This window comes from Amycolatopsis sp. NPDC050768, from assembly GCF_040654155.1.
In the GTDB taxonomy this organism is placed as follows: Bacteria; Actinomycetota; Actinomycetes; order Mycobacteriales; family Pseudonocardiaceae; genus Amycolatopsis.
The window spans coordinates 455,816-476,266 of the sequence record NZ_JBFAHL010000001.1 but is presented as its reverse complement, the minus strand read 5'-3'; the positions used below and the strand labels follow the sequence as shown (position 1 = coordinate 476,266).

General features: G+C 70.8%; 23 protein-coding genes. 15 read left to right on the top strand and 8 right to left on the bottom strand.

The features are described from left to right. Positions 1–29: 29 nt before the first annotated feature. The 3 genes from tsaB to tsaD are packed head-to-tail and all read left to right on the top strand — an operon-like array spanning position 30 to position 2,220. Positions 30–695, top strand: a complete 666-nt coding sequence (gene tsaB / locus AB0H62_RS02375; protein ID WP_220246134.1) for a tRNA (adenosine(37)-N6)-threonylcarbamoyltransferase complex dimerization subunit type 1 TsaB — start codon at positions 30–32, stop codon at positions 693–695. Beyond that, positions 692–1,174, top strand: a complete 483-nt coding sequence (gene rimI, locus AB0H62_RS02370; protein ID WP_360583644.1) for a ribosomal protein S18-alanine N-acetyltransferase — start codon at positions 692–694, stop codon at positions 1,172–1,174. The genes tsaB and rimI overlap by 4 nt, the downstream gene beginning before the upstream one ends. Continuing rightward, positions 1,174–2,220 carry a tRNA (adenosine(37)-N6)-threonylcarbamoyltransferase complex transferase subunit TsaD gene (tsaD, locus tag AB0H62_RS02365; protein ID WP_220246136.1) on the top strand — a complete coding sequence of 349 codons (1,047 nt, stop codon included), beginning with the start codon at positions 1,174–1,176 and terminating at the stop codon, positions 2,218–2,220. The genes rimI and tsaD overlap by 1 nt, the downstream gene beginning before the upstream one ends. Here tsaD and wecB read toward each other — a convergent pair. The 3 genes from wecB to AB0H62_RS02350 form a co-directional block, all read right to left on the bottom strand. Beyond that, the gene (wecB, locus tag AB0H62_RS02360) at positions 2,217–3,362 is read right to left on the bottom strand and encodes a UDP-N-acetylglucosamine 2-epimerase (non-hydrolyzing) (protein WP_360584642.1); all 1,146 of its coding nucleotides are present in this window, start codon (positions 3,360–3,362) and stop codon (positions 2,217–2,219) included. The two genes, tsaD and wecB, sit on opposite strands and share 4 nt — an antisense overlap. Positions 3,363–3,758: 396 nt before the next feature. Further along, entirely contained in the window at positions 3,759–3,932 is a 174-nt protein-coding gene (locus tag AB0H62_RS02355; RefSeq protein WP_354876031.1) for an LPXTG cell wall anchor domain-containing protein, read from the bottom strand. Positions 3,933–3,953: 21 nt separating this feature from the next. After that, on the bottom strand, positions 3,954–4,718 hold the full coding sequence (locus tag AB0H62_RS02350; RefSeq protein ID WP_255638641.1) for a choice-of-anchor P family protein: 765 nt from the start codon (positions 4,716–4,718) through the stop codon (positions 3,954–3,956). A 346-nt stretch (positions 4,719–5,064) separates the two neighbouring features. Between AB0H62_RS02350 and xrtP the strand changes: the two genes are divergently transcribed. Both xrtP and AB0H62_RS02340 read left to right on the top strand, forming a co-directional pair. Further along, entirely contained in the window at positions 5,065–5,607 is a 543-nt protein-coding gene (xrtP, locus tag AB0H62_RS02345; protein WP_360584640.1) for an exosortase P, read from the top strand. Positions 5,608–5,660: 53 nt separating this feature from the next. Further along, positions 5,661–6,989, top strand: coding sequence for a glycosyltransferase (locus tag AB0H62_RS02340; RefSeq protein ID WP_360584638.1), 1,329 nt, complete (start codon positions 5,661–5,663; stop codon positions 6,987–6,989). 49 nt (positions 6,990–7,038) lie between these two features. On the opposite strand, the gene AB0H62_RS02335 is transcribed toward AB0H62_RS02340, so the two are convergent. From AB0H62_RS02335 to AB0H62_RS02325, 3 genes are all read right to left on the bottom strand, one after another. After that, positions 7,039–8,958 (bottom strand): N-acetylmuramoyl-L-alanine amidase, encoded by a 1,920-nt coding sequence (locus AB0H62_RS02335; RefSeq protein WP_360583641.1) that lies wholly within the window; start codon positions 8,956–8,958, stop codon positions 7,039–7,041. A gap of 98 nt (positions 8,959–9,056) precedes the next feature. Continuing rightward, positions 9,057–9,824, bottom strand: coding sequence for a class I SAM-dependent methyltransferase (locus AB0H62_RS02330; protein WP_360583639.1), 768 nt, complete (start codon positions 9,822–9,824; stop codon positions 9,057–9,059). Positions 9,825–9,994: 170 nt separating this feature from the next. Further along, on the bottom strand, positions 9,995–10,351 hold the full coding sequence (locus AB0H62_RS02325) for a metalloregulator ArsR/SmtB family transcription factor (protein WP_360583637.1): 357 nt from the start codon (positions 10,349–10,351) through the stop codon (positions 9,995–9,997). An 85-nt stretch (positions 10,352–10,436) separates the two neighbouring features. Between AB0H62_RS02325 and arsM the strand changes: the two genes are divergently transcribed. The 5 genes from arsM to AB0H62_RS02300 all read left to right on the top strand — a co-directional run bounded on the left by arsM (position 10,437) and on the right by AB0H62_RS02300 (position 14,834). After that, positions 10,437–11,168 (top strand): arsenite methyltransferase, encoded by a 732-nt coding sequence (arsM, locus tag AB0H62_RS02320; RefSeq protein WP_360583635.1) that lies wholly within the window; start codon positions 10,437–10,439, stop codon positions 11,166–11,168. A gap of 27 nt (positions 11,169–11,195) precedes the next feature. Then, positions 11,196–11,774 (top strand): cadmium resistance transporter, encoded by a 579-nt coding sequence (locus AB0H62_RS02315; RefSeq protein WP_360583633.1) that lies wholly within the window; start codon positions 11,196–11,198, stop codon positions 11,772–11,774. A 216-nt stretch (positions 11,775–11,990) separates the two neighbouring features. Continuing rightward, on the top strand, positions 11,991–12,284 hold the full coding sequence (gene groES / locus AB0H62_RS02310; protein ID WP_009072407.1) for a co-chaperone GroES: 294 nt from the start codon (positions 11,991–11,993) through the stop codon (positions 12,282–12,284). 97 nt (positions 12,285–12,381) lie between these two features. Next, positions 12,382–13,998 carry a chaperonin GroEL gene (gene groL, locus AB0H62_RS02305; protein WP_220246144.1) on the top strand — a complete coding sequence of 539 codons (1,617 nt, stop codon included), beginning with the start codon at positions 12,382–12,384 and terminating at the stop codon, positions 13,996–13,998. A gap of 326 nt (positions 13,999–14,324) precedes the next feature. After that, positions 14,325–14,834 (top strand): PadR family transcriptional regulator, encoded by a 510-nt coding sequence (locus tag AB0H62_RS02300; protein WP_220246145.1) that lies wholly within the window; start codon positions 14,325–14,327, stop codon positions 14,832–14,834. Positions 14,835–14,862: 28 nt separating this feature from the next. Here AB0H62_RS02300 and AB0H62_RS02295 read toward each other — a convergent pair whose 3' ends face one another. After that, entirely contained in the window at positions 14,863–15,603 is a 741-nt protein-coding gene (locus AB0H62_RS02295; RefSeq protein WP_220246146.1) for an SDR family NAD(P)-dependent oxidoreductase, read from the bottom strand. Between the two features lie 91 nt (positions 15,604–15,694). Here AB0H62_RS02295 and AB0H62_RS02290 point away from each other — a divergent pair, with 91 nt between their 5' ends. Then, positions 15,695–16,345 carry a TetR/AcrR family transcriptional regulator gene (locus AB0H62_RS02290; RefSeq protein ID WP_360583629.1) on the top strand — a complete coding sequence of 217 codons (651 nt, stop codon included), beginning with the start codon at positions 15,695–15,697 and terminating at the stop codon, positions 16,343–16,345. A 6-nt stretch (positions 16,346–16,351) separates the two neighbouring features. Here the strand turns inward: AB0H62_RS02290 and AB0H62_RS02285 are convergent, their stop codons facing one another. Beyond that, a complete protein-coding gene (locus tag AB0H62_RS02285; protein WP_220246148.1) occupies positions 16,352–16,672 on the bottom strand; it encodes a WhiB family transcriptional regulator in 321 nt (106 codons plus the stop codon). Between the two features lie 190 nt (positions 16,673–16,862). Between AB0H62_RS02285 and AB0H62_RS02280 the strand changes: the two genes are divergently transcribed. The 4 genes from AB0H62_RS02280 to AB0H62_RS02265 all read left to right on the top strand — a co-directional run bounded on the left by AB0H62_RS02280 (position 16,863) and on the right by AB0H62_RS02265 (position 20,410). Then, positions 16,863–17,804: a MerR family transcriptional regulator gene (locus tag AB0H62_RS02280; protein WP_360583627.1), complete on the top strand. Its 942-nt coding sequence runs from the start codon at positions 16,863–16,865 to the stop codon at positions 17,802–17,804. Positions 17,805–17,813: 9 nt separating this feature from the next. Next, complete coding sequence (locus AB0H62_RS02275) at positions 17,814–18,674, top strand: hypothetical protein (protein ID WP_360583625.1); 861 nt, start codon at positions 17,814–17,816, stop codon at positions 18,672–18,674. A gap of 131 nt (positions 18,675–18,805) precedes the next feature. Next, the gene (locus AB0H62_RS02270; RefSeq protein WP_020662719.1) at positions 18,806–19,402 is read left to right on the top strand and encodes a response regulator transcription factor; all 597 of its coding nucleotides are present in this window, start codon (positions 18,806–18,808) and stop codon (positions 19,400–19,402) included. Between the two features lie 435 nt (positions 19,403–19,837). Beyond that, positions 19,838–20,410 (top strand): sigma-70 family RNA polymerase sigma factor, encoded by a 573-nt coding sequence (locus tag AB0H62_RS02265; protein ID WP_220247347.1) that lies wholly within the window; start codon positions 19,838–19,840, stop codon positions 20,408–20,410. The last annotated feature ends 41 nt before the right edge of the window (positions 20,411–20,451 follow it).

Here is a 20,451-nt window from a genome sequence, read left to right as displayed (position 1 = left end):
CTTCGAGACTGGACGTAAGCTGGGAAACCGTGCTGGTACTGGCGATCGACACCTCGACCCCGGCCGTGACCGCGGGCATCGTCGCCGTGGACGAGTCGGAACTGACCACCCGGGCCGACCGCGTCACGGTCGACCCGCGAGCCCACGGCGAGCTCATCACGCCCCACGCCCTCGCGGCGGCCGAGGCAGCGGGGGTGACCCTGCGCGACCTCGACGCGATCGTGTGCGGCGTCGGCCCCGGCCCGTTCACGGGCCTGCGCGCCGGCATGGCCACGGCCGCGGCGTACGGCCACGCGCTCGGCATCCCCGTCTACCCGGTCGGCAGCCTCGACGCGATCGCCGCCGAGGTGGTGCGCACGGACAAGCCGTTCCTCGTGCTCACCGACGCCCGCCGGCGCGAGGTGTACTGGGCCGAGTACGACGCGGCCGGCACGCGCGTGAGCGGTCCCCACGTGCAGCGGCCCGCCGAGGTCGAGACCACTTCGCGCGTCGCCGCGGGCGACGGTGCGCTGCAGTACGCCGACGCGATCGGCGTCGTGCCCATCGAGCCGCGGTTCCCGTCGCCGTCCGGGCTGGTCCGCGTCGCCCGCGAAGCCCTGCTCGCCGGCGTGACGCCCGAGCCGCTGACGCCGCTGTACCTGCGCCGCCCCGACGCTGTCGAGCCGACGGCCCGCAAGCGGGTGACCTCGCCGTGAAGCTCGACGGCCTGCGCCGCAGCGACCTGAAGCGCTGCGCGGAGATCGAGCAGGTGCTCTTCCCCGGCGACGACCCGTGGAGCGCTCGCGCGTTCCACTCCGAGCTCGACCAGGGCCACTTCTACCTGGCCGCGCGCACCGACGACGGCACCGAGCTACTCGGCTACGGCGGCCTCGCCGTGGTCGGCCGCCGCGGCGAGTACGAGGCGGAGATCCACACCATCGGTGTGGTGCCCGAGGCGCAGGGCCAGGGCATCGGCAAGGCCCTGCTGCGCGCCCTGCTGGACCGCGCCGACGAGGTGTCGGCGCCCGTGTTCCTCGAGGTGCGCACCGACAACGACACGGCCGTCGGCCTCTACGAACGGCACGGTTTCGAGAAGCTCGGCGTCCGGAAGCGCTACTACCAGCCCTCCGGCGCCGACGCGTTCACCATGGCCCGCCCGGCGCGGACCCCGGCACGAGATGAGGTGGCCGGCTGATGTCGCGCGTCATCATGGGTATCGAGAGCTCCTGCGACGAGACCGGCGTCGGCCTCGTCCGCCTGCACGACGACGGCGCGGTGGAACTGCTCGCCGACGAGGTCGCTTCCAGCGTCGAGCAGCACGCGCGCTTCGGCGGCGTGGTGCCCGAGGTCGCCAGCCGGGCGCACCTCGAAGCGATGGTGCCCACGGCCGAGCGGGCGTTCGCGACGGCCGGGCTGAAGCTGTCCGATGTGGACGCCATCGCCGTGACGGCCGGACCCGGGCTCGCCGGTGCGTTGCTGGTCGGGGTGTCGGCGGCGAAGGCCTACGCGTCGGCGCTCGACGTGCCGCTCTACGGCGTGAACCACCTGGCCGGGCACATCGCCGTGGACACGCTGCAGCACGGTCCGTTGCCCACGCCGGTGCTCGCGCTGCTGGTGTCCGGCGGGCACACGCAGCTGCTGCGCGTGGACGACATCGCGTCGAAGATCACCGAGATCGGGTCCACTGTGGACGACGCCGCCGGCGAGGCCTACGACAAGGTCGCCCGCGTGCTGGACCTGCCTTATCCGGGTGGGCCGCCGATCGACAAGGCGGCTCGGCTCGGCAACGGCTCCGCCATCGCGTTCCCGCGCGGGATGACCGGTCCGCGCGACGCGAAGTTCGACTTCTCGTTCTCCGGCTTGAAAACCGCGGTGGCGCGGTGGGTGGAGAACGTCGAACGCGACGGTGGCGAGGTACCGGTGAACGACGTTGCGGCTTCGTTCCAGGAGGCCGTGGCGGACGTGTTGACCGCGAAGGCCGTGAAGGCGGCGAGGGAACAGGGGATCGGGACCATCGTGATCTCCGGCGGCGTCGCGGCGAACTCGCGGCTGTCGGAGCTGGCGGCCGAACGCTGCGCCGCGGCGGGCATCGAGCTGCGCGTGCCGCGGCCCCGGTTGTGCACGGACAACGGCGCGATGATCGCGGCGCTGGGCGCCCACGTCGTCGCAGCCGGGCGCCCGACGGCGCCGTGGGAGTTCTCGGCCAACCCCGGGCTTTCGGTGGAGATCGTGTCACTCTAGGAGCGGGCCTTCTCCAGCGCGGTCTTGACGCCCAGCAGGCGCTCGATCGCGATGGTGGCTTTTTCGGCGGCGTGGCCGTCACCGTAGGGGTTCGGTGTCTGCGCGGGGCACAGGCTCCCGGCCAGCAGCCGGGTCGCGGTGCCGGTGATCTTCTCGGGATCCGTGCCCACCAGCCACGCGCACCCGGCGTCGACGGCCTCGGCGCGTTCGGTGACCTCGCGCAGCACCAGCACGGGCGTCCCGAACGTCGGCGCCTCCTCCTGGATGCCACCTGAATCCGTGAGCACGAGCGACGCCAGCCGCAGCGCGCGCACGAGGTCGGGGTACTCGAGCGGCTCGGTGATCGTCACGCGCTCGACGCCGCCGAGCGTCGCGGTGACCTGCGCCCGCACCGCCGGATTGGGGTGGACGGGGAACAGCACCTGCACGTCCGGATGGGTTTCGACGATCCGCCGCACGGCGCTCAGCGTCTGGTTCAGCGGCTCACCCCAGGACTCCCGGCGATGCGACGTCACCAGCACCAGCCGTTCCCCGGCCTCCGCGATCTCCATCTCCAGCAACGCCAGCGCCGGATCGTGCGCGGGCAGGTCGCGCGCCGTGATCGCCAGCACCGCGTCGACGACCGTGTTCCCGGTCAGCACGATCTTCTCCTCGGCGACGCCCTCCACGCGCAACGCCTTCGCCGCGGCCTCGGTCGGCGCCAGGTGCAACGCCGCGATGCGCGCCACCATCTGCCGCGTGCCTTCTTCGGGGAACGGCGCGGCGAGATCGTTCGTCCGCAGCCCGGCCTCCAGGTGCACCACCGGGATCCCCAGCCAGAACGCCGCGAGCGCCCCCGCCAGCCCCGTCGTCGTGTCCCCCTGGACGACCACCGCCGCCGGCATGAGGCTCCGCAACTGCGCGTCCAACGCCGGCAGCAGCCCGCTCACCAGCTCCGCCTGCGTCCCGCTCACCCGCACCGGCACGTCCAGCCACGCGTCCACGCCCAGCCCGAACGGCACCAGCGCCTGCTCCACCATCCCCTGGTGCTGGCCGCTGTGCACCAACACGGGCCGCACCCCGTCGCGCCCCTCGAGCGCCACAACCAGCGGCGCCAGCTTCACCGCCTCCGGCCGCGTGCCGGCCAGCAACATCACGTCCACGTGTTCCACACTTTCGAGTGTCCCGGAAACCCCGGCCCACCGACGTTCGAGCGAACCGCCGGGTCTTTCACCGCGCGACACGTGCGAGGTGCCGGCTGACGGGGTCTTGTGCTGTTCGGTTGTGTGTCCTGCTTCCGCGCGCCCGGAGGCTCCGCGGTTCGTGCCGTTGCCTGGCGACCGGCGCGTGCCGGTCGCCTGCGCCGGTGCTCCGCGCGCGGCGCCGGTTCTGCACGCAGCCGGCGGTGGCGCCGCGGTTGCTGTCGCTTGTGGCCGGTCGCCCTCTCCTTGTTGTTCGGTCTGTGGAGTGGCGCCGGGCTGCCCGCGGGAGGCGAGCAGCCCGGCGCACGTGTCGCGCAACCGTGGGCCACCGGCTGGATCCGGTGGCCCACGGTGCTGCTAACCGCGGGCGAGCCGCCGGTTGCGGCGGTAGGCGGCGATCACCGCGACGGTCCCGAGGACCACGAGGAGCGCGCCGACCGTGATCCACCAGCCGACGTCGGCGCCGGTGGCGGCGAGGGTGCCCACGCCGCCACCGGCGACGCCGACGCCCGCACCTGGCATCTTGTACATCAGTCGATCACCCCGGACCGGTCAGGCGACCGAGCGGCGACGGGTGAACCGCAGGCCGACCGGCACGGCGATGGCCGCGAGCACGCCGAGGCCCGCCCACAGGCCGGCGCCCGACGCGAGCGGCATCGGCGGAGCGGCCGGGCCGCAGGTCGCCGACGACACGATGACGTCGCCGCTGCCGAGGGCGCCGACGACGCCGCCCAGCAGCTTCAGGTGCAGCGCGTTGACGGTGAGGCTGCCGTCCTTGTTCTTGATCTGCTCGTTGAGGATCAGTGTCGCCACGTTGACCGGACCGAGGCCGACCTTGATCTGCGTGTTCGGCGCCGGGTTCGAGTCGATGTCGCCGACGCTGCCCAGATCGGCTCCGACCAGCGTGGAGCTGCCCTTGACGCCTTCCTGGGTCGCGGTGCAGACGGCCTCCACGGCCTTGATCCCGACGTTGCCCAGTGCCGCCTTCAGCAGCGGCAGCCCGACGTCGGCGGTGCTCGCCTTCGCCGTGACCGCGCCCGAGTTGTCGTCGCGGACGGCCGAGGTGTTGATGACCCCGGCGGTGAGGATCCCGGCGGCGTTGGCACTGACCGTGCTGTTGCTCGTCGGTCCGTCGGTGTTCGCCGCCGCCAGCGGGCCGAGCTTGACCGCGGACGCGCCGAGCAGCTTCACGTCGACGTTCACGCCGTAGGCGGAGCCGTCACCGGGCGCCGCCGAGGCCGGAACTGCTCCGGCGAGGGCGATGCTCGCCACCACAGCGGCGAGCATCCCGCCTCGTCGCAAGAGGTGTTTCTTCACTGGTCCTCCGATTTTTGTCAGGGCGAGCCGGTGCACGGACGAATCCCGCTGAACAAGAGTCGGCACGCTGACCGAATATCGGTGGCGTTGCCGGAAATGGCACACAATTCCGGGGAGACCACCGTATCGGGTGGTTTCACCGGACCGTTCCCCACGTCGGTGCGGGCATCACCTGAACGGCCTAGCAAGGTTCTCGCCATTCGTGCCGAAAGGCGCTGGGAGATCCCTGAGAAGGGGGATACCTGTCGAAAGTTCCGGCACCTGTGTCCTACGCTGGCGCCGGGGTCCGCCGTTCTTCCGAACGTTTCCGGCTGAGAGGGTCGTCGTGGCAGTAGCGAACACACCTGTGTCCCCCGTCTCCCGGTTTCCGCTGCGTATGGCGGTTCTCGGGGTGGTCGCGGTCGGCGTGGTCCTGGTGCTCGTGGAGCGGTCGTACCGCGAGTTGGAAGTGCAGCTCGCGGGGGCGATACTGAGGGTCATCACCTCATCGGGTGTTTATGTGGCCGGTAGCCGCGAATCTGTGTACTTCGGGTTGACCGGCGCTACTCCGTTCGGGTTGAGAATGACCCCGGAATGCTCTTCTGTATTCCTCTTGCTGCCACTTCTGCTCGTGACCGCGGTGCTCCTCTACTTCCGTCCGCAGAATGCGCGCCGACTGTTTCTCTCGCTGGTAATTGCCGCGATCGCCGTCATTCTCGTGAATCAGTTGCGCATTCTCACCATCGTCGGTCTGGTCCACGCACTGGGCACCGACGAGGGCTACTACTGGGGCCACACGCTGCTCGGCTCGATGGTCAGCGTCCTCGGCGGCGCGGTGTCGCTCGTGCTGTTCGTCTGGCTCGCGACCCGCAAGACGAAGGCGGAGAAGAACCAGGGCACGGCCGCGTGAACGACACCGGCTTCAAGGTCCTGCTCTCGATCACTCAGGCGTTCGCGCTGACGATGAGCGTCGCGTTCATCGTCTACGTCGCGATGATCGTGGTGCCCTACCTGCGCCGCAAACCCGCCCCGGTGGGCGACCCCGGCGCGTTCGCCTGGCACTTCTTCGTGCCGTGCCGCGACGAGGAAGCCGTGATCCGCGAGACCGTGCGCTACCTGCGCACCACCTTCCGCCGTGCGCACGTGTGGGTGGTCGACGACGACTCCGACGACCGCACCGCCCGCGTCGTCCGCTCGGTCTGGCGGCGCAACGGCGGCTACGACCCCAATCTGCACCTGGTGGCGCGCAAGCGTCCCGAGGCCCGCACCGGCAAGGGCGACGCCCTCAACGCCGCTTACCAGGCCCTCAACGAATGGCTCGAGCCCGACACCGACCGCGACCGTGTGGTCGTGGTGGTCGTCGACGCCGACGGCCGCCCCGCCGCCAACTGCCTCGAAGTCTGCGCGGCCGAGCACCTCTTCGGCGACGAGAAGATCGGCGCCGTGCAGCTCGACGTGCGCATGAGCAACGTCCGCACCCGCCCGCCGGGGCGCACCTGGTTCGCGCGCGCGTTCGGGCTCAAGCTGGCGCAGTTGCAGGACCTGGAGTTCCGCACGGCGATCGCCGCGATCCAAACGTCGCGCGGCTTCACCGGCACGATCTCCATGGGCGGCAACGGCCAGTTCACCCGCCTCGCCGCCCTCGACTCCATCGGCGGCGACGAGCACCAGCCCTGGCGCGGCTCTCTGCTGGAGGACTTCGAGCTCGGCGTCCACCTGCTCACGGCAGGCTGGCGCACGGGCTTCACCCCAGATTCCCATGTGGCGCAGGAAGGCCTGTACAGCCTGCGGCGTTTCCTCGTGCAGCGAACGCGCTGGGGCCAGGGCACGATGCAGTGCTCGCGGTACCTGCGCCGCATCTGGGACTCGCCGCACGTGTCCACTTTGGGCGCCGCGGAGATGATGTACTACCTGGCGCAGCCGTGGATGCAGCTGCTCGGCTCGCTGCTCTACCCGGTGCCGTTCATCCTCCTGCTAGCCACCACGGCCGGCGACCCGTCGCAGGTCTGGACCTGGTTCACCGGCGGCGCCTGGATCCTCTTCGCCATCTACGGCTCGTTCGGCCTGCTGCCGTTCGTGGTGTGGGGCCCGATCTACCAAATGAAATGCTTGGGCAGCAAGAACATCTTCCGCGGCCTCGGCATGGGCCTGCTGTACGCGGCCTACATCTACACCTTCTACATCACGTCCTGGCGCGCCGTGATCCGCCTCGTGCGCGGCCGCAACGGCTGGTCCAAGACGCGGCGCAACACCGAGATCACCAGCGGCGTGAAGGTGGCGCTGGACAGCTGAGACACGAGAAGGGCCCCTCCGCGGAGGGGCCCTTCTTCGTTGTGAAGACTCAGAAAGCTGGCTTCAGCACCACGTCGTCGAGGTTCACGTACTCGACGCGGTGTCCGAATTGGACTTCCACGTACTTCATCTTGCCGCGCACCACCACGTGGTCCGACACGTCGAACGTCGTCGCCGAGTAGTACTCCGACGGAACGACGCCGCCGACGGAGTACCTCTGGCCCGCCGCGAACGTGTAAGGCATGGGCGCCAGCGCCTGCACGGCGACGTTCGCCGGGTAGGCCGACGCCTCCGGGAACGCCCGTCCGTAGACGGGGATCGTCGCCTTGCCGGGCTTCGGCGTGGCGACGAGACCGCTCGCCGGGACCACGGTATTGCTGGGCAGCCAGCCCTTCTGGCCCAGGTACCAGATCGCGGTCCAGCCGCCCTGGCGTCCGGCCACGGCGTACTGCTGGCCGGTGGCCACACGGCTGCCGACGTCGGAAACATCCATAGTGGACGGTCCGGTTCCGTGCAGCCCGGTGTCGGACAGCAGGGGAGACGCGGCGTCCGGCGCGGTGTGCAGCGCAACTGCCTCCGAGCCGCGCGCGGCGCACGGGGTGCCGGAGCCGATCTTGTCGCAGCCGGTGAACACGGGCTGGTTGGCGGCGAACTTCGGCGCGATCGTCACCATCGACGAGCCGGCCCGGCCGGTGGCCTTGATCGGCGCGCCCAGCAGGTCGAAGTAGTGCGACCAGTCCCAGTAGGGGCCCGGGTCCCAGTGCATGCCGGCGATCGTGGCGGGCGTGGTGCCCGGCACGTTGTCGTGGCCGATGATGTGCGCGCGGTCGAGCGGCACGCCGTAGCGCTTCGCCAGGTAGCCGACGAGCTTCGCCGACGACCGGTACATCGCTTCGGTGTACCAGGTGCCCTGCGCGGCGAAGCCCTCGTGCTCGACACCGATGGACTTCGCGTTGACGTACCAGTTGCCCGCGTGCCAGCCGACGTCCTTGGTCGGCACGTGCTGCGCGATCAGGCCGTCCTGCGAGCGCACGGTGTAGTGCCACGCGAGGTAGGTCGGGTCCTGCGCCAGCGTGAGGGCGTCGTCCCAGTAGCCCTCGGTGTCGTGGATGACGATCGTGTCGATCTTCTGGCTCTGCGGCCGGTTCGCGATGTCGTGGTTGCCGTAGTCGCCGCCGGGCAGCTCCTGGTACGGCGCCGGCACGGACTCGCAGGCCACGGACTTCGGGCACTCGGTGGCGGGCGGGGCGTCTGTCCTGAGGCCCAGCCGCTCGGCCTGCGCCTTGTCGGGTGTGACGCCGGGGGTCGCGGCGAGCGTGACGGCCTGGCCGTCGTCCGTCGTGCGCGTCTCGCCGGTGGCGATGGTGCCGTAGACCTCGTCGGCGAAGGTCTGGGCCGCCGTCACGTCCTCGGAGCCGCTGTACGCGGCGACGGCGCCGTACCAGTCCTTCGCGTTTTCGCTGCGTACGCCGAGCTTGCGCTGGTACTCGGCCAGCAGGGCCGCGCCGCCGCGGATGTTCTGCTTCGGGTCGGTGCGCAGCGTCGCCGCGTCCGTGTGCAGCAGGGCCGCGGCCTGGTCCACGGTCTGCAGACCGGGCGGGACGGCCGCGGGCTGCTGCGTGGGCTTGAGGTGCAGCGCCGGCCGGGCGTCGTCGCCGCGCGGGTCTTCGCCGTTCTGGTCGAACTCACTGGTCACGACGCCGGCCGTGCGCAGGTCCGTGAGGTGCATCGGCCCGTAGCCGGCGGCGGTGCTGGGCGTACCGGCGTTGTAATCCCAGCGGGACTCCAGGTAGGAGACGCCGAGCAGCACGTCCAGCGGGACGCCGAACTCGCTTGCCGCGTTTGCGAAGTCCTGCTGTCGCTGTTGGTTCGCTGGTTGGGCTTGGGCGGGAGCCGACGTCGCCAACGCGACCGCCAGCAACCCCGCCCCGCCCGCGACGGCCAGCCGCCGCGTAACGGAGTGGAACATCGGTGGGACCCCCAGGTGTCGGTGCTTTTCCGGCGAAACTTAACCAGAAACGTCGGCGCCTGGTAAGCCTCCGCGACGGCGGTTTCGCCCAGCGGTCGTCAGCGGCCGATCACGAGCAGGAGGGAGCCGTCGAACGCGGGTTGGTCCTTTAGCGCGTCATACTTCGCGGCCCAGGTCCCGCTGGCGAGATCGCTGGTCAGCTTGCGGGTGAAGCGCTCCTCGGCCGCGGCGTCGACAAAGCTCCACGCCGAACACGCCTGCCGCGCCGCCGGCTTCAGCAGCATCTCCGGCCGCGCGTAGTACGCCTCGTTGAACCCGTCGACGCAGTCGCGCGGCACCGGCACGGGCACGACCTCGGTGTCGCCCAGGTACTTCGCGATCTCGCTGATCGCCGGGTACCGGCGCGCCTCTGTGTCGAGCACTTCGGGGGCGTACTCGTACAACCAGAAGTCCCGAACTCGGTCGGGATCGCACGTCAGGATCGCGACGGGACCCTTCGTGACGCGCCGGACCTCGCCCAGCCCCTTCGCGAGATCCGGCCACTGGTGCACGGTGAACGTCGCCATTGCCGCGTCGAAGCTGTTGTCCCCGAACGGAAGATCCTCCGCCGTCGCATCCACCGCGGGCCTGTCCGCGCGCCGCAGCGCCCGCATCGACGCGGACGGCTCCACGGCCGTCACTCGGCGGTCGGCCGGCTCGTACGACCCCGCGCCGGCTCCGACGTTCAGCACGGTCTTCGCGTCCCCGAGCGACGCCAAGACCGTGGCGGCGATGCGGGGGTCGGGGTTGCGGAACCCGGTGTAGACCTTGCCGATCTCGCCGTAGTCCGCGTCGCCTGCGCTGCCGTCGGCCAGTCTGCTGCTCACGGGAGCGAGCCTAGCGATCTTCGGCCGTGGTCAGGCGGTACTCGTCCAGCAGCGAAAGTTCTCGGACGAGCGCCCGCACACGCCGGCCTGGGCGCCGGAGCCGACGACTACGGCCGCCGGCGACGCCGTTCCCGCGGCCTCGGCGACGGCCCGCCGCCAGAGCGACATGGTCACCGTTGGGGCGCACGAAGAACAGCCGCAAGACTCTCCATTGTGGATGGAAGAGCCCAGTAGTAGACCCACGTCCCCCGTCGCTCGCAGTCGATCAAACCGGCCTGGCGCAACAGTTTCAGGTGGTGCGAGATCGTCGGCTGCGCCAGGTCGAACGCGGGCGTCAGCTCGCACACGCACATCTCGCCGCCCTCGCGGGAGGCGATCATCGACAGCAGCCGCAGTCGCACCGGGTCGCCCAGTGCCTTGAACACGCGGGCGAGTTCGGCGGCTTCGGCCTCGGCCAGCGGCGCGGAGGTCAGTCCCGCGCAGCACACCTCGCCCTGATCGAGCACCGGCAGCTTTTGCATCGACATGCTTCTATATTGACGTTCGCCGATCCAAGGCGCAAGGTTGTTTCCACAAACGTCGATACAAGCTGATCCAGCGAGGAGAAGCACGATGACCGACCTGCGTGAAACCGTGCGCCGGCGCTACGCCGCGGCCGCTCTCGAAGTCACCTCGGGCGGGGCCGCCTGTTGCGGCCCGGCACCGGTCGAGGTGGACTTCGGCTCCACCCTCTACGCCGCCGACGAACGCGCCGAGCTGCCCGCCGAAGCCGTCGCCGCCTCCCTGGGCTGCGGCAACCCGACCGCCGTGGCCGAGCTCCGACCCGGCGACCACGTCCTCGACCTCGGCTCCGGCGGCGGCATCGACGTCCTGCTGTCCGCCCGCCGCGTCGGCCCCACCGGCAAGGCCTACGGCCTGGACCTGACCGACGAGATGCTCACCCTCGCCACCGCCAACGCCGCCAAAGCCGGCGCCACGAACGTCGAGTTCCTGCGCGGCGCGATCGAGTCCATCCCGCTGCCCGCGAACACCATCGACGTCGTCATCTCCAACTGCGTGATCAATCTGTCCACCGACAAGCCCGCCGTCTTCGCGGAAACCTTCCGCGTCCTCACGCCCGGCGGCCGCCTCGCCCTCACCGACGTCGTCGCCGACGACACCCTCAGCCCGGCCCAGCGCGCCGAACGCGGCGACTACGTCGGCTGCATCGCGGGCGCGCTGTGCTTCGCGGAGTACCGCGCCGGCCTGCAGGCCGCGGGCTTCGCTGACATCCAGCTCACCCCGACCCACCCCGTCGCCGACGGCATGCACTCCGCGATCGTCCGCGCCACCAAACCCGCCTGACCGAGCGGTCCTGGCACTCTCGCGAGGGTGAACCTGACCGTCGTCGGCCAGGCCGTGGGCCTGTTCGCCGTGACCAACGTCGACGACCTCCTCGTGCTGGCCCTGTTCTTCGCCCGCGGCGCGGGCCTTCCCGGCGCGACCCGAGCCGTCGCGATCGGCCAGTACCTCGGGTTCCTGGCGATCCTCGCCGTCGCCGTGGCGGCCGCGTTCGGGGTGACGTTCCTGCCGGCCGGCTTCGTCCCGTACCTCGGCCTGCTGCCGATCGCGCTGGGGATCCGCGCCGCCGTCCAGGCCTGGCGCCACCGCGGCGACGACGGGGAAACCACCCGGCCCGGCCGGCCGCGGACCCTCGAAGTAGCCGCCGTCACGTTCGCCAACGGCGGCGACAACATCGGCGTCTACGTCCCCGTCTTCGCCACCGCCGGACCGGGCGGCACGAGCGTCTACGCGGTCGTGTTCCTCGTGCTGGTCGCCGCCTGGCTCGCCGCCGGCCGCCACCTCGCCACGCGCCCCGCCGTCGCACGGGTGCTCGCGCGCTGGGGCCACGTCGTCCTGCCCGCCGTGCTGATCGGCATCGGCCTGCTCATCCTGATCGACGGCGCCTGACGACGGGGTTCGAAACGATCGCGGAACAAAACCCCCGGTCAGCCCGCTTCGCCGAGGATTCCCCCACGTCAGATGGACCCTCCTTGCAATGCTGGCACTCCCGTGGCTAGAGTGCTAATCGAACGGCCCGAACACGCCCGGCACCCGCGACGGCGGGGGTGGTAGGAGCCGTAAGTCATCCTGCCGACGCTTTCGACGACCGTGGAGGTCAACCCGGTGAGCGTGAACATCAAGCCGCTCGAGGACAAGATCGTTGTCCAGACGAGCGAGGCCGAGGAGACGACCGCTTCCGGCCTCGTCATCCCCGACACCGCCAAGGAAAAGCCCCAGGAGGGCAAGGTTCTGGCCGTGGGCCCGGGCCGGATCGACGACAAGGGCAACCGCGTGCCGCTCGACGTGGCCGTGGGCGACGTCGTGATCTACTCCAAGTACGGCGGCACCGAGGTCAAGTACAACGGCGAGGACTACCTGATCCTCTCCGCCCGCGACGTGCTGGCCGTCATCAACTGACGTCCGCTCGAAGCGCATGACGCCCCGGGCCCCGCACAAGCCGGGGGACGGGGCGTTCTTGCGTTCAAAAACCCCTGAAAGGTAAGCGGAACACGCTATGCCCAAGCAGATCAGTTTCGACGAGGACGCTCGTCGCGCGCTCGAGCGCGGGGTGAACAAGCTCGCCGACGCCGTCAAGGTGACCCTCGGCCCGCGTGGTCGCCACGTCGTTCTGGACAAGAAGTTCGGCGGCCCGACCATCACCCTCGACGGCGTGACCGTCGCCCGTGAGATCGAGCTCGACGACCCGTTCGAGAACCTCGGCGCGCAGCTGGCCAAGAACGTGGCCACGAAGACCAACGACGTCGCCGGTGACGGCACGACCACCGCCACGGTGCTCGCCCAGTCGCTGGTCAAGCACGGCCTTCGCAACGTTGCCGCCGGCGCCAACCCGACCGCGGTCGGCAAGGGCATCGAGGCCGCGGCCGAGAAGGTCATCGAGGTCCTCAAGTCCAAGGCCACCCCGGTCAAGGGCCGCGAGAACATCGCGCAGGTCGGCACCGTCACCTCCCGCGACGCCACGATCGGCCAGCTGCTCGGCGAGGCCGTCGAGCGCGTGGGCGAGGACGGCGTGATCACCATCGAGGAGTCGTCGACCCTGGCGACCGAGCTCGTGATCACCGAGGGCGTGCAGTTCGACAAGGGCTTCCTGTCGGCGCACTTCGCGACCAACCCCGAGGACCAGAAGGCGATCCTCGAGGACGCCTACATCCTGCTGTCCCGCGAGAAGATCTCGGCGCTGGCCGACCTGCTCCCGGTGCTGGAGAAGGTCGTCGAGGCCAAGAAGCCGCTGCTGATCATCGCCGAGGACGTCGACGGTGAGGCGCTGTCCACCCTCGTGGTGAACTCGCTGCGCAAGACGATCATCGCCGTCGCGGTCAAGGCGCCGTTCTTCGGCGACCGCCGCAAGGCGTTCCTGGACGACCTCGCGTTCATCACCGGCGGCGAGGTCGTGTCCGCCGAGATCGGCGTGAAGCTGTCCGAGATCGACCTCAGCTCGCTGGGTCGCGCGCGCCGGATCGTCGTCACCAAGGACGACACCACGATCGTCGACGGCGCGGGCTCCAAGGACGCCATCGCCGGCCGGATCGCGCAGATCCGCAACGAGATCGAGACCACCGACTCCGACTGGGACCGCGAGAAGCTCCAGGAGCGGCTCGCGAAGCTCGGCGGCGGCGTGGCCGTGATCAAGGTCGGCGCGGCCACCGAGACCGAGCTCAACGAGCGCAAGCACCGCATCGAGGACGCCGTTGCGTCCACGAAGGCGGCTGTCGAAGAGGGCATCCTCCCCGGCGGTGGCTCGGCTCTGGTCCACGCGGTCAAGGAGCTCGAGGGCGACCTCGGCCTGACCGGTGACGAGGCCACGGGCGTCCGCATCGTCCGCGACGCGCTCACCGCCCCGCTGTTCTGGATCGCGACCAACGCGGGCCACGAGGGCGCGGTCATCGTGAACAAGGTCCAGGAGCAGAGCTGGGGCGAGGGCTTCAACGCCGCCACCGGCGAGCTCACCGACCTGATCGCGGCGGGCATCGTCGACCCGGTCAAGGTGACCCGCTCCGCGGTCGCCAACGCCGCGTCCATCGCCCGGCTCGTGCTCACCACGGAAAGCGCCGTGGTCGAGAAGCCGGTCGACGAGGAACCCGACGCCGGCCACGGCCACGGTCACTCGCACTAGTTCCACCAGCACGTCGAACCGGGGCGGTACTCCCTTTCGAAGGGGGTGCCGCCCCGGTTCTTTTGGTCCCGGGGGAGCCGCTGCTCGCGGGACCTCGACGGCGACCGCGTGACCTACGAGGTCCACACGAGCGTCGCGCTCTACCCGGATCGCTTGGTGCACCTGGGTTTCCCTCCCGGGGCACCGACTGGTTCGGCCGCCGTCTTTCCGCCACCGGTGCGTCCGGCGCACGAACGCCGCGGCCTGACCGATCGCGTGCGGAAGATCTTGGCCGCCGGGTTTCCCGGTGCCGTCGAGTAGTCTCAGTGTGACTACTGGAGGCGCCGATGACTTCGGGAACGCGAGAGCTTTCCGCCACGGCGTACGTGGTGCTCTGCATGGTCGCCCAGCTCGGCGTGACCACGCCGTACGCGGTGAAGCAGGCGTTGCGCCGCTCGATCGGGCGGTACTGGCCCATCCCGCACGCGCAGCTGTACGCGATTTCCGGCCAGCTACAGGAGCAAGGGCTGCTCGAAGGTGATCAGGAGACGTCCGGCCGCCGTCGCAAGACCTACTGCGTCACCGAAGCCGGCCACCGGGCGCTGCGGGAGTGGCTGAGCCGCCCCGATGCCGAGCCGGCCGAGATCCGCGGCGTGGCCTGGCTCAAGCTCGCGTTCAGCGACCTCGCCGACCCCGAGAGCCTTTCGCGGCTCGCGGCCGAACAGGTCGAGCAGCACCGCGGCCGCATCGCCCGGCACGGCACCGCCGCCGCGTCCGACCACGCCACGCAGCTGGCCCTCGAGCTGGATCGCGCCGCCCTCCGGTTCTGGACCGGACTGGCGGCGCGGCCCCGGTGAGCGCCGGCCGGAACCGGCGCCCCGCGGCTCAGGCGGTGAACCCGCCGTCGACCGTGATCGCCGTGCCCGTCACGTAGCGGCCGTCCGGGCCCGCCAGATGGGCCACGGTCGCGGCGACGTCCGCCGCGTCCGCGTAGTGGCCGAGCGCGATGTGCGGCACCTGTGCCGCAGCGCTGGGACCGTCGACCGGGTTCATGTCGGTGTTCGTCGAGCCCGGGTGGACCACGGTGGCGGTGATGCCCCGCGGCCCGAGGTCGCGCGCCAGGCCGCGCGTGAAGCCGATCAGCGCCGCCTTGCTCGCCGAGTACAGGCTCATGCCGGGGAACGGCACGCGCTCGGCGAGGTCACTGCCGATGGAGACCACGCGGCCGCCGCGGGGGAGGTGCTTCAGCGCCGCCTGCGTGGCGACCAGCACGGCGCGCACGTTCACCGAGAGCGTGCGGTCGATGTCGTCGAGCGAGAGCTCGTCGAGCGGCGCCGCGATGGAGATACCCGCGTTGTTGACCAGGATGTCGAGCCCGCCGAGCTCCTCGGCGACGCGGTCGACGGCCGAGGCCACCGCCGCGGCGTCCGCGGAGTCGGCCTGCAGCGCGAGGCCGCGCCGGCCTTGTTCCTCGACCTCGGTGACGACCTTGGCCGCCTTGTCCGCGGAGCGTTCGTAAGTGATGGCGACGTCGGCGCCGTCAGCGGCGAGCCGCTTCGCGATCGCCGCGCCGATGCCTCGGCTGCCGCCTGTCACCAGGGCGACCTTGCCGTCCAGCGTTCCCATCGAGGTTCCTTTCTGTATCGATGACTACATAAAAGACGTTGTAGCATGGCGGCGTCAAGTATTTTGTATCGCTTGCTAAAGAAGGTGGTCCATGTCACCGCGTGGCCGGCCCCGCGCGTTCGACCGAGAACACGCGCTCACGCAGGCGATGTTCGTGTTCTGGGAGCGCGGTTACGAGGGCACGTCGCTCGCCGACCTCACCGGCGCGATGGGCATCAACCCGCCCAGCCTGTACGCGGCTTTCGGCAGCAAGGAGGCGCTGTTCCGCGAGGCCGTCGACCGCTACGGCACCACGTACGGCAGCCACACGCCCCGCACGCTGGCCGAAGAGCCGACGGCGCGCGAAGCCATCGAAGCGATGCTTCGGGACAACGCCCGCACGTACGTGGAGCCGGGCCACCCCACGGGCTGCATGGTCGTGCTGTCCGGCACGAACTGCTCGCCCGCGAACCGGGGCGTGTTCGACCTGCTCGCCGAATCGCGCGCGGAGGTGCGCCAGCTGATCCGCGAGCGGCTGCGGCGGGGCATCGACGCCGGCGAGCTGACCGGGGACCCCGACGCGCTCGGCGCCTACTACGCCACGGTGCTGTTCGGGCTGTCGATGCAGGCCCGCGACGGCGTCGACCTCGCGGGGCTCACCGCCGCCATCGACCTGGCGATGCGCTCGTGGCCGGGCACCGACGCCGGATACGCGACAGGGGCGGCGTCCGAAGTGGACACCGCCCCTGTCGCGAGTTCGTGATCGCGCTCAGCCGCCGGACATGCTCAGCGCTCGTTTGTCCTGCTTGATCAGGTTCTCCCGCTCGGACTCCGACAGTCCGCCCCAGATCCCGTAGGGCTCGTGCACGGCCAGTGCGTGCCGCCGGCACATGTCCAGCACCGGGCAGGCCAGGCAGACCGCCTTCGCCCTGGCCTCACGGCGTGCCCTAGCCGGACCCCGCTCGCCGTCCGGGTGAAAGAACGCCGCGCTGTCCATCCCCCGACACGACCCCTCCAGCTGCCAGTCCCACATATCTGCGTTGGGACCGGGGAGCCTGCGCGTGTCTGCCATCCTGACCGCCTCCGTCATCCGGTCGATGCCATTTGCTGCTCTGCTGTGGTGCCGATACTCCATTCGGTGCAACGGCGGTAACGTTAGAAGCGCGCCAATAGTTGTTCAAGGGCTTCGGGATGATTCAGCCGTTAGGCATCCCCCGGAATGGTGAGCAGGGGTTTTGGCTCCGGTTGCCGTGACTCTCGCGGGCCTGGATATTGGCCGGGTGGGATCCGGAGCGCGTGAAGGAGAACCCACCCTGCCGGTGGCCTCGGTCGCTCGCCGGCTCGGGGTCGCCCCGTCGACCCTCCGTACCTGGGACCGCCGCTACGGCCTTGGCCCCAGCCGCCACACCGACGGCAGGCACCGCCGCTACGGCAGCTCCGACATCGATCGCCTCGAGCTCATGCAGCGCGCCCTCCTCCGCGGTGCCTCGACAGCCGAAGCCGCTCGCTACGCGCTGCAGCAGATGCCGCGCGCGGAGATCGTCCCGCCCGCCGACGAACCCGCGACCCCGGCACACTCCGCGCCCGCCGACGGTGAGGTTCCGTCGCGCCTGGCCCGCCGCCTGAGCACGGCCGCGCTGGCCATGGACGTCGGCGCCGTGCAGCGCATGCTGGCCGAGGCCCTCGACGAGCTGGGCGTGCTCGCCGCATGGTCGGGTGTGGTCGAGCCGGTGCTCGCGGCGCTCGGCGCGCGCTGGCGCGGGGTCAGTGCCGGCGCCGAGGTCGAGTACCTGCTGGCCGAGTGCGTGTACGCGGCGCTCGTGCGCGCGACGCCCGTGCTCGACGCGCCGCTCAACCTGCGTCCGGTGCTGCTCGCGTGTGTGCCGGAGGAACGCGACACCATGCCGGTCTACGCGCTCGCGGCCGCGCTGGCCGGGCGGCGGATCGGCGCGCAGCTGTTCGGCGTGCCGCTGCCCGCGGAGGTCCTGGCGGTGGCCGTGCGCCGCAGCGCGCCCGCCGCGGTGGTGTTGTGGGCGCACCGGCGCGACGCGGCGGACCCGCGGCTGTTCGCGCGGGTGTCCCGCGGCCGCCAGCGCAGCCGGTTGTTCGCGTGCGGGCCCGGCTGGGACGTCGCCACGCTGCCCGACAAGGTCGAGCTGCTCGCCGACCTGCCCGCCGCCGCGGGCCGCGTCGAGCACGTTCTTGTCGGGGCGGGGCGCTAGAAAGGTCCCGTGCCCCGAACCTCCCTCGTCGAGCTCGCGTTCGGCGATCTCGTGCCGCCGCCGGTGCCCGTCCCCGCGCCGCGCTCCGCCGCGCCCCGGCAGCGGCTGCTGGCCGCCGTCGTGCTCGGCGCCCAGGGTCGCTACGCCGCCGCGACCACGGCGCTGGCCGACCTGCGCCGGGGTGCCGACCCGGTGGTGGCCTCTCTGGCCGCGACCACGCTGGCGTCGCACCGCCGTCAGCTCGGGGGGCACGTCGCCGCGCGGGCGCTGGACGGGGAGGCCCTGGTGGCTCTGGACGGTGCCGGCGCGACCCGCGTGGACCCGGACGGCCTCGACGCGGCCGGTGCGCGAGCCGACGCCCTGCTCGGCCTGGCCGCCGACAACCTCGCCCTGGGCCGCCTCGCCGCAGCCCGGCGTCTGGCGGCCCGCGCGGCGGAGGCCGACGACCGCTGGCGCGCGACCGTCCGCGGCGGCTGGGTCGGCGCCGAGATCGAGCTGGCCGCCGGCCGCCCGCGTGAAGCGATCGCGCCCGCGCGGCGAGCTGCGGAAACGGCGCGGGTGCGCGGTTCGTCTCGGCACGTCGTCAAATCCGACATCGTGCTCGGAGTCGCACTCGCGACGGCCGGGGAACCGGAGCAACGCGCTACTGCACTCGACGTCGTCACAAATGCCGCCATGGCCGCCGAGAAATACGAACTCTATTCACTTATTTGGGTGGCGACACGCGTGGCGGCCGATCTGGACCCCGGACACGCCGAGAAGTATCGATTCAGAAGCCTTGAGGTGTTGCACGCAGTGTTACGGCACGCAGATCCTTGCGTGATGCGGATCGCAGAGGATTCACCGTGGGTGCCGGAGAGGCCGGGTTGAGCCCTCTGGAAACGCCGTTCCGGCATCCGGGCTAAGAAACTTCAAAAAAAGCCACCGGATCGTGTCAAGGTTCGGGCTAAAGCGTCCGATAGGGGAAGTGGAATGTCACCCGGCTGCAGGAAGGAAACCCCGTGACGACGGTCTTGATCTGCGACGACCGACGCAGTGTCCGCGAAGGGCTCACCCGTGTGATGTCCGCGGTCCCAGGGGTCAGTCGCATCGACTGCGTAGCGCACGGTGACGAGCTGTTGGCCCGGTACACCCGTCAGCCGGTCGACGTCGTGCTGGTCGGGACGCAGCGCGCGGTCCCGACGGGCGTCGAAGCCACTCGGCGGCTCGTCTCCGCGAACCCCCAGGCGAACGTCATCGTTTTCGGTGCCCCTGACGACGCCGGCAGCATCGCCGCCGCCATCGCCGGCGGTGCCCGCGGCTACCTCCGCTGGGACGCCTCGCGCCCCGAGCTGGTCGCCGCACTGGCCCACACGCTCGCCAGCACCTCGGTGCCGGCGCCGCGCCAGCCGTCGGACCCCGGCGTGCAGCTCACCGAGCGCGAGCTGCAGGTGCTGCGCGGCATGAGCCAGGGCAAGAGCAACGGCCAGATCGGCCGTGAGCTGTACCTGTCCGAGGACACGGTGAAGACGCACGCGCGGCGGCTGTTCCGCAAGCTCGGCGTCCGCGACCGCGCCCAGGCCGTGGCCCACGGTTTCCGCCGTGGCCTCGTGTCCTGAGTACTGCGTCCTGAAATCGAGTAACTGCTAGACCACGCTCCGCGTGACAGGTTGTCCGTTCTGACGCCACGGTGACGACGGGCCAGGGTTGCCGCCCTGGCCCGTACCTGTGTCCTCGGGTCTTGACCTGTGTCATCGGTGACAGATGTGTCACCTGTCACGTTCGTCGCCTTCGTCCCCACCGCTCGGGCAGGCTCCCAGCCGGCGCCACCCTGCCGGGCAGCAAGCCGTACCCCGCAGGTCAGCCACTCGTTGGTCTTCTGGTCGACAGGTGCGGTGCGGCCGGGTCCACGGACGCGGCTCGCCGGTGACCACCTCTGGCGGTTGTCGGAGAGGTCGCCGACGGTACGGTAACTGTCACCGGCGGGCGGGGCATGATGACCACGCGCCGGATTCTTTGCACGCCTACACGTAACACTGGGACTGTTGTCTGCGATGGCCAATGTGGGGGACGGATTGGATGAGCCGGTCGCCGCTGCCGTGGAGGGAGACCCCCAGGCAGTCGATCGGCTGCTGGCGGCCATCCGCCCCCTGGTAGTGCGGTATTGCCGCGCTCGAGTTGGCAGGCAGGAGCGTTCGTTCGCTTCGGCAGACGATGTTGCGCAGGAGGTGTGTCTCGCGGTGCTCACGGCATTGCCTTCGTACCGTGAACAGGGCCGCCCGTTCCTGGCTTTCGTCTACGGGATCGCCCAGCACAAGGTGGCCGACGCGCACCGCGCGGCGGCCCGCAACCGGGCTGAACCGGTGGCCGAGGTCCCCGACGAGGTCGAGGTCGGCGTCGGTCCGGAACAGCGCGCGTTGCAGGGCGAGCTGAACGAACGGATGGCACAGCTGCTGCAGGTGCTCCCCGACAAACAGCGCGAGATCGTCGTGCTGCGCGTCGTGGTGGGCTTGTCGGCGGAAGAGACCGCGGAGGCCGTCGGGTCGACCCCGGGTGCCGTTCGAGTCGCCCAGCACCGAGCGCTTGCTCGCCTGCGTAAGGTGCTCGCCGCCGAGGAGGTGATCTGAGTGACCGATCACGACGACGATCGTGACCTGTCGCCGTCCGC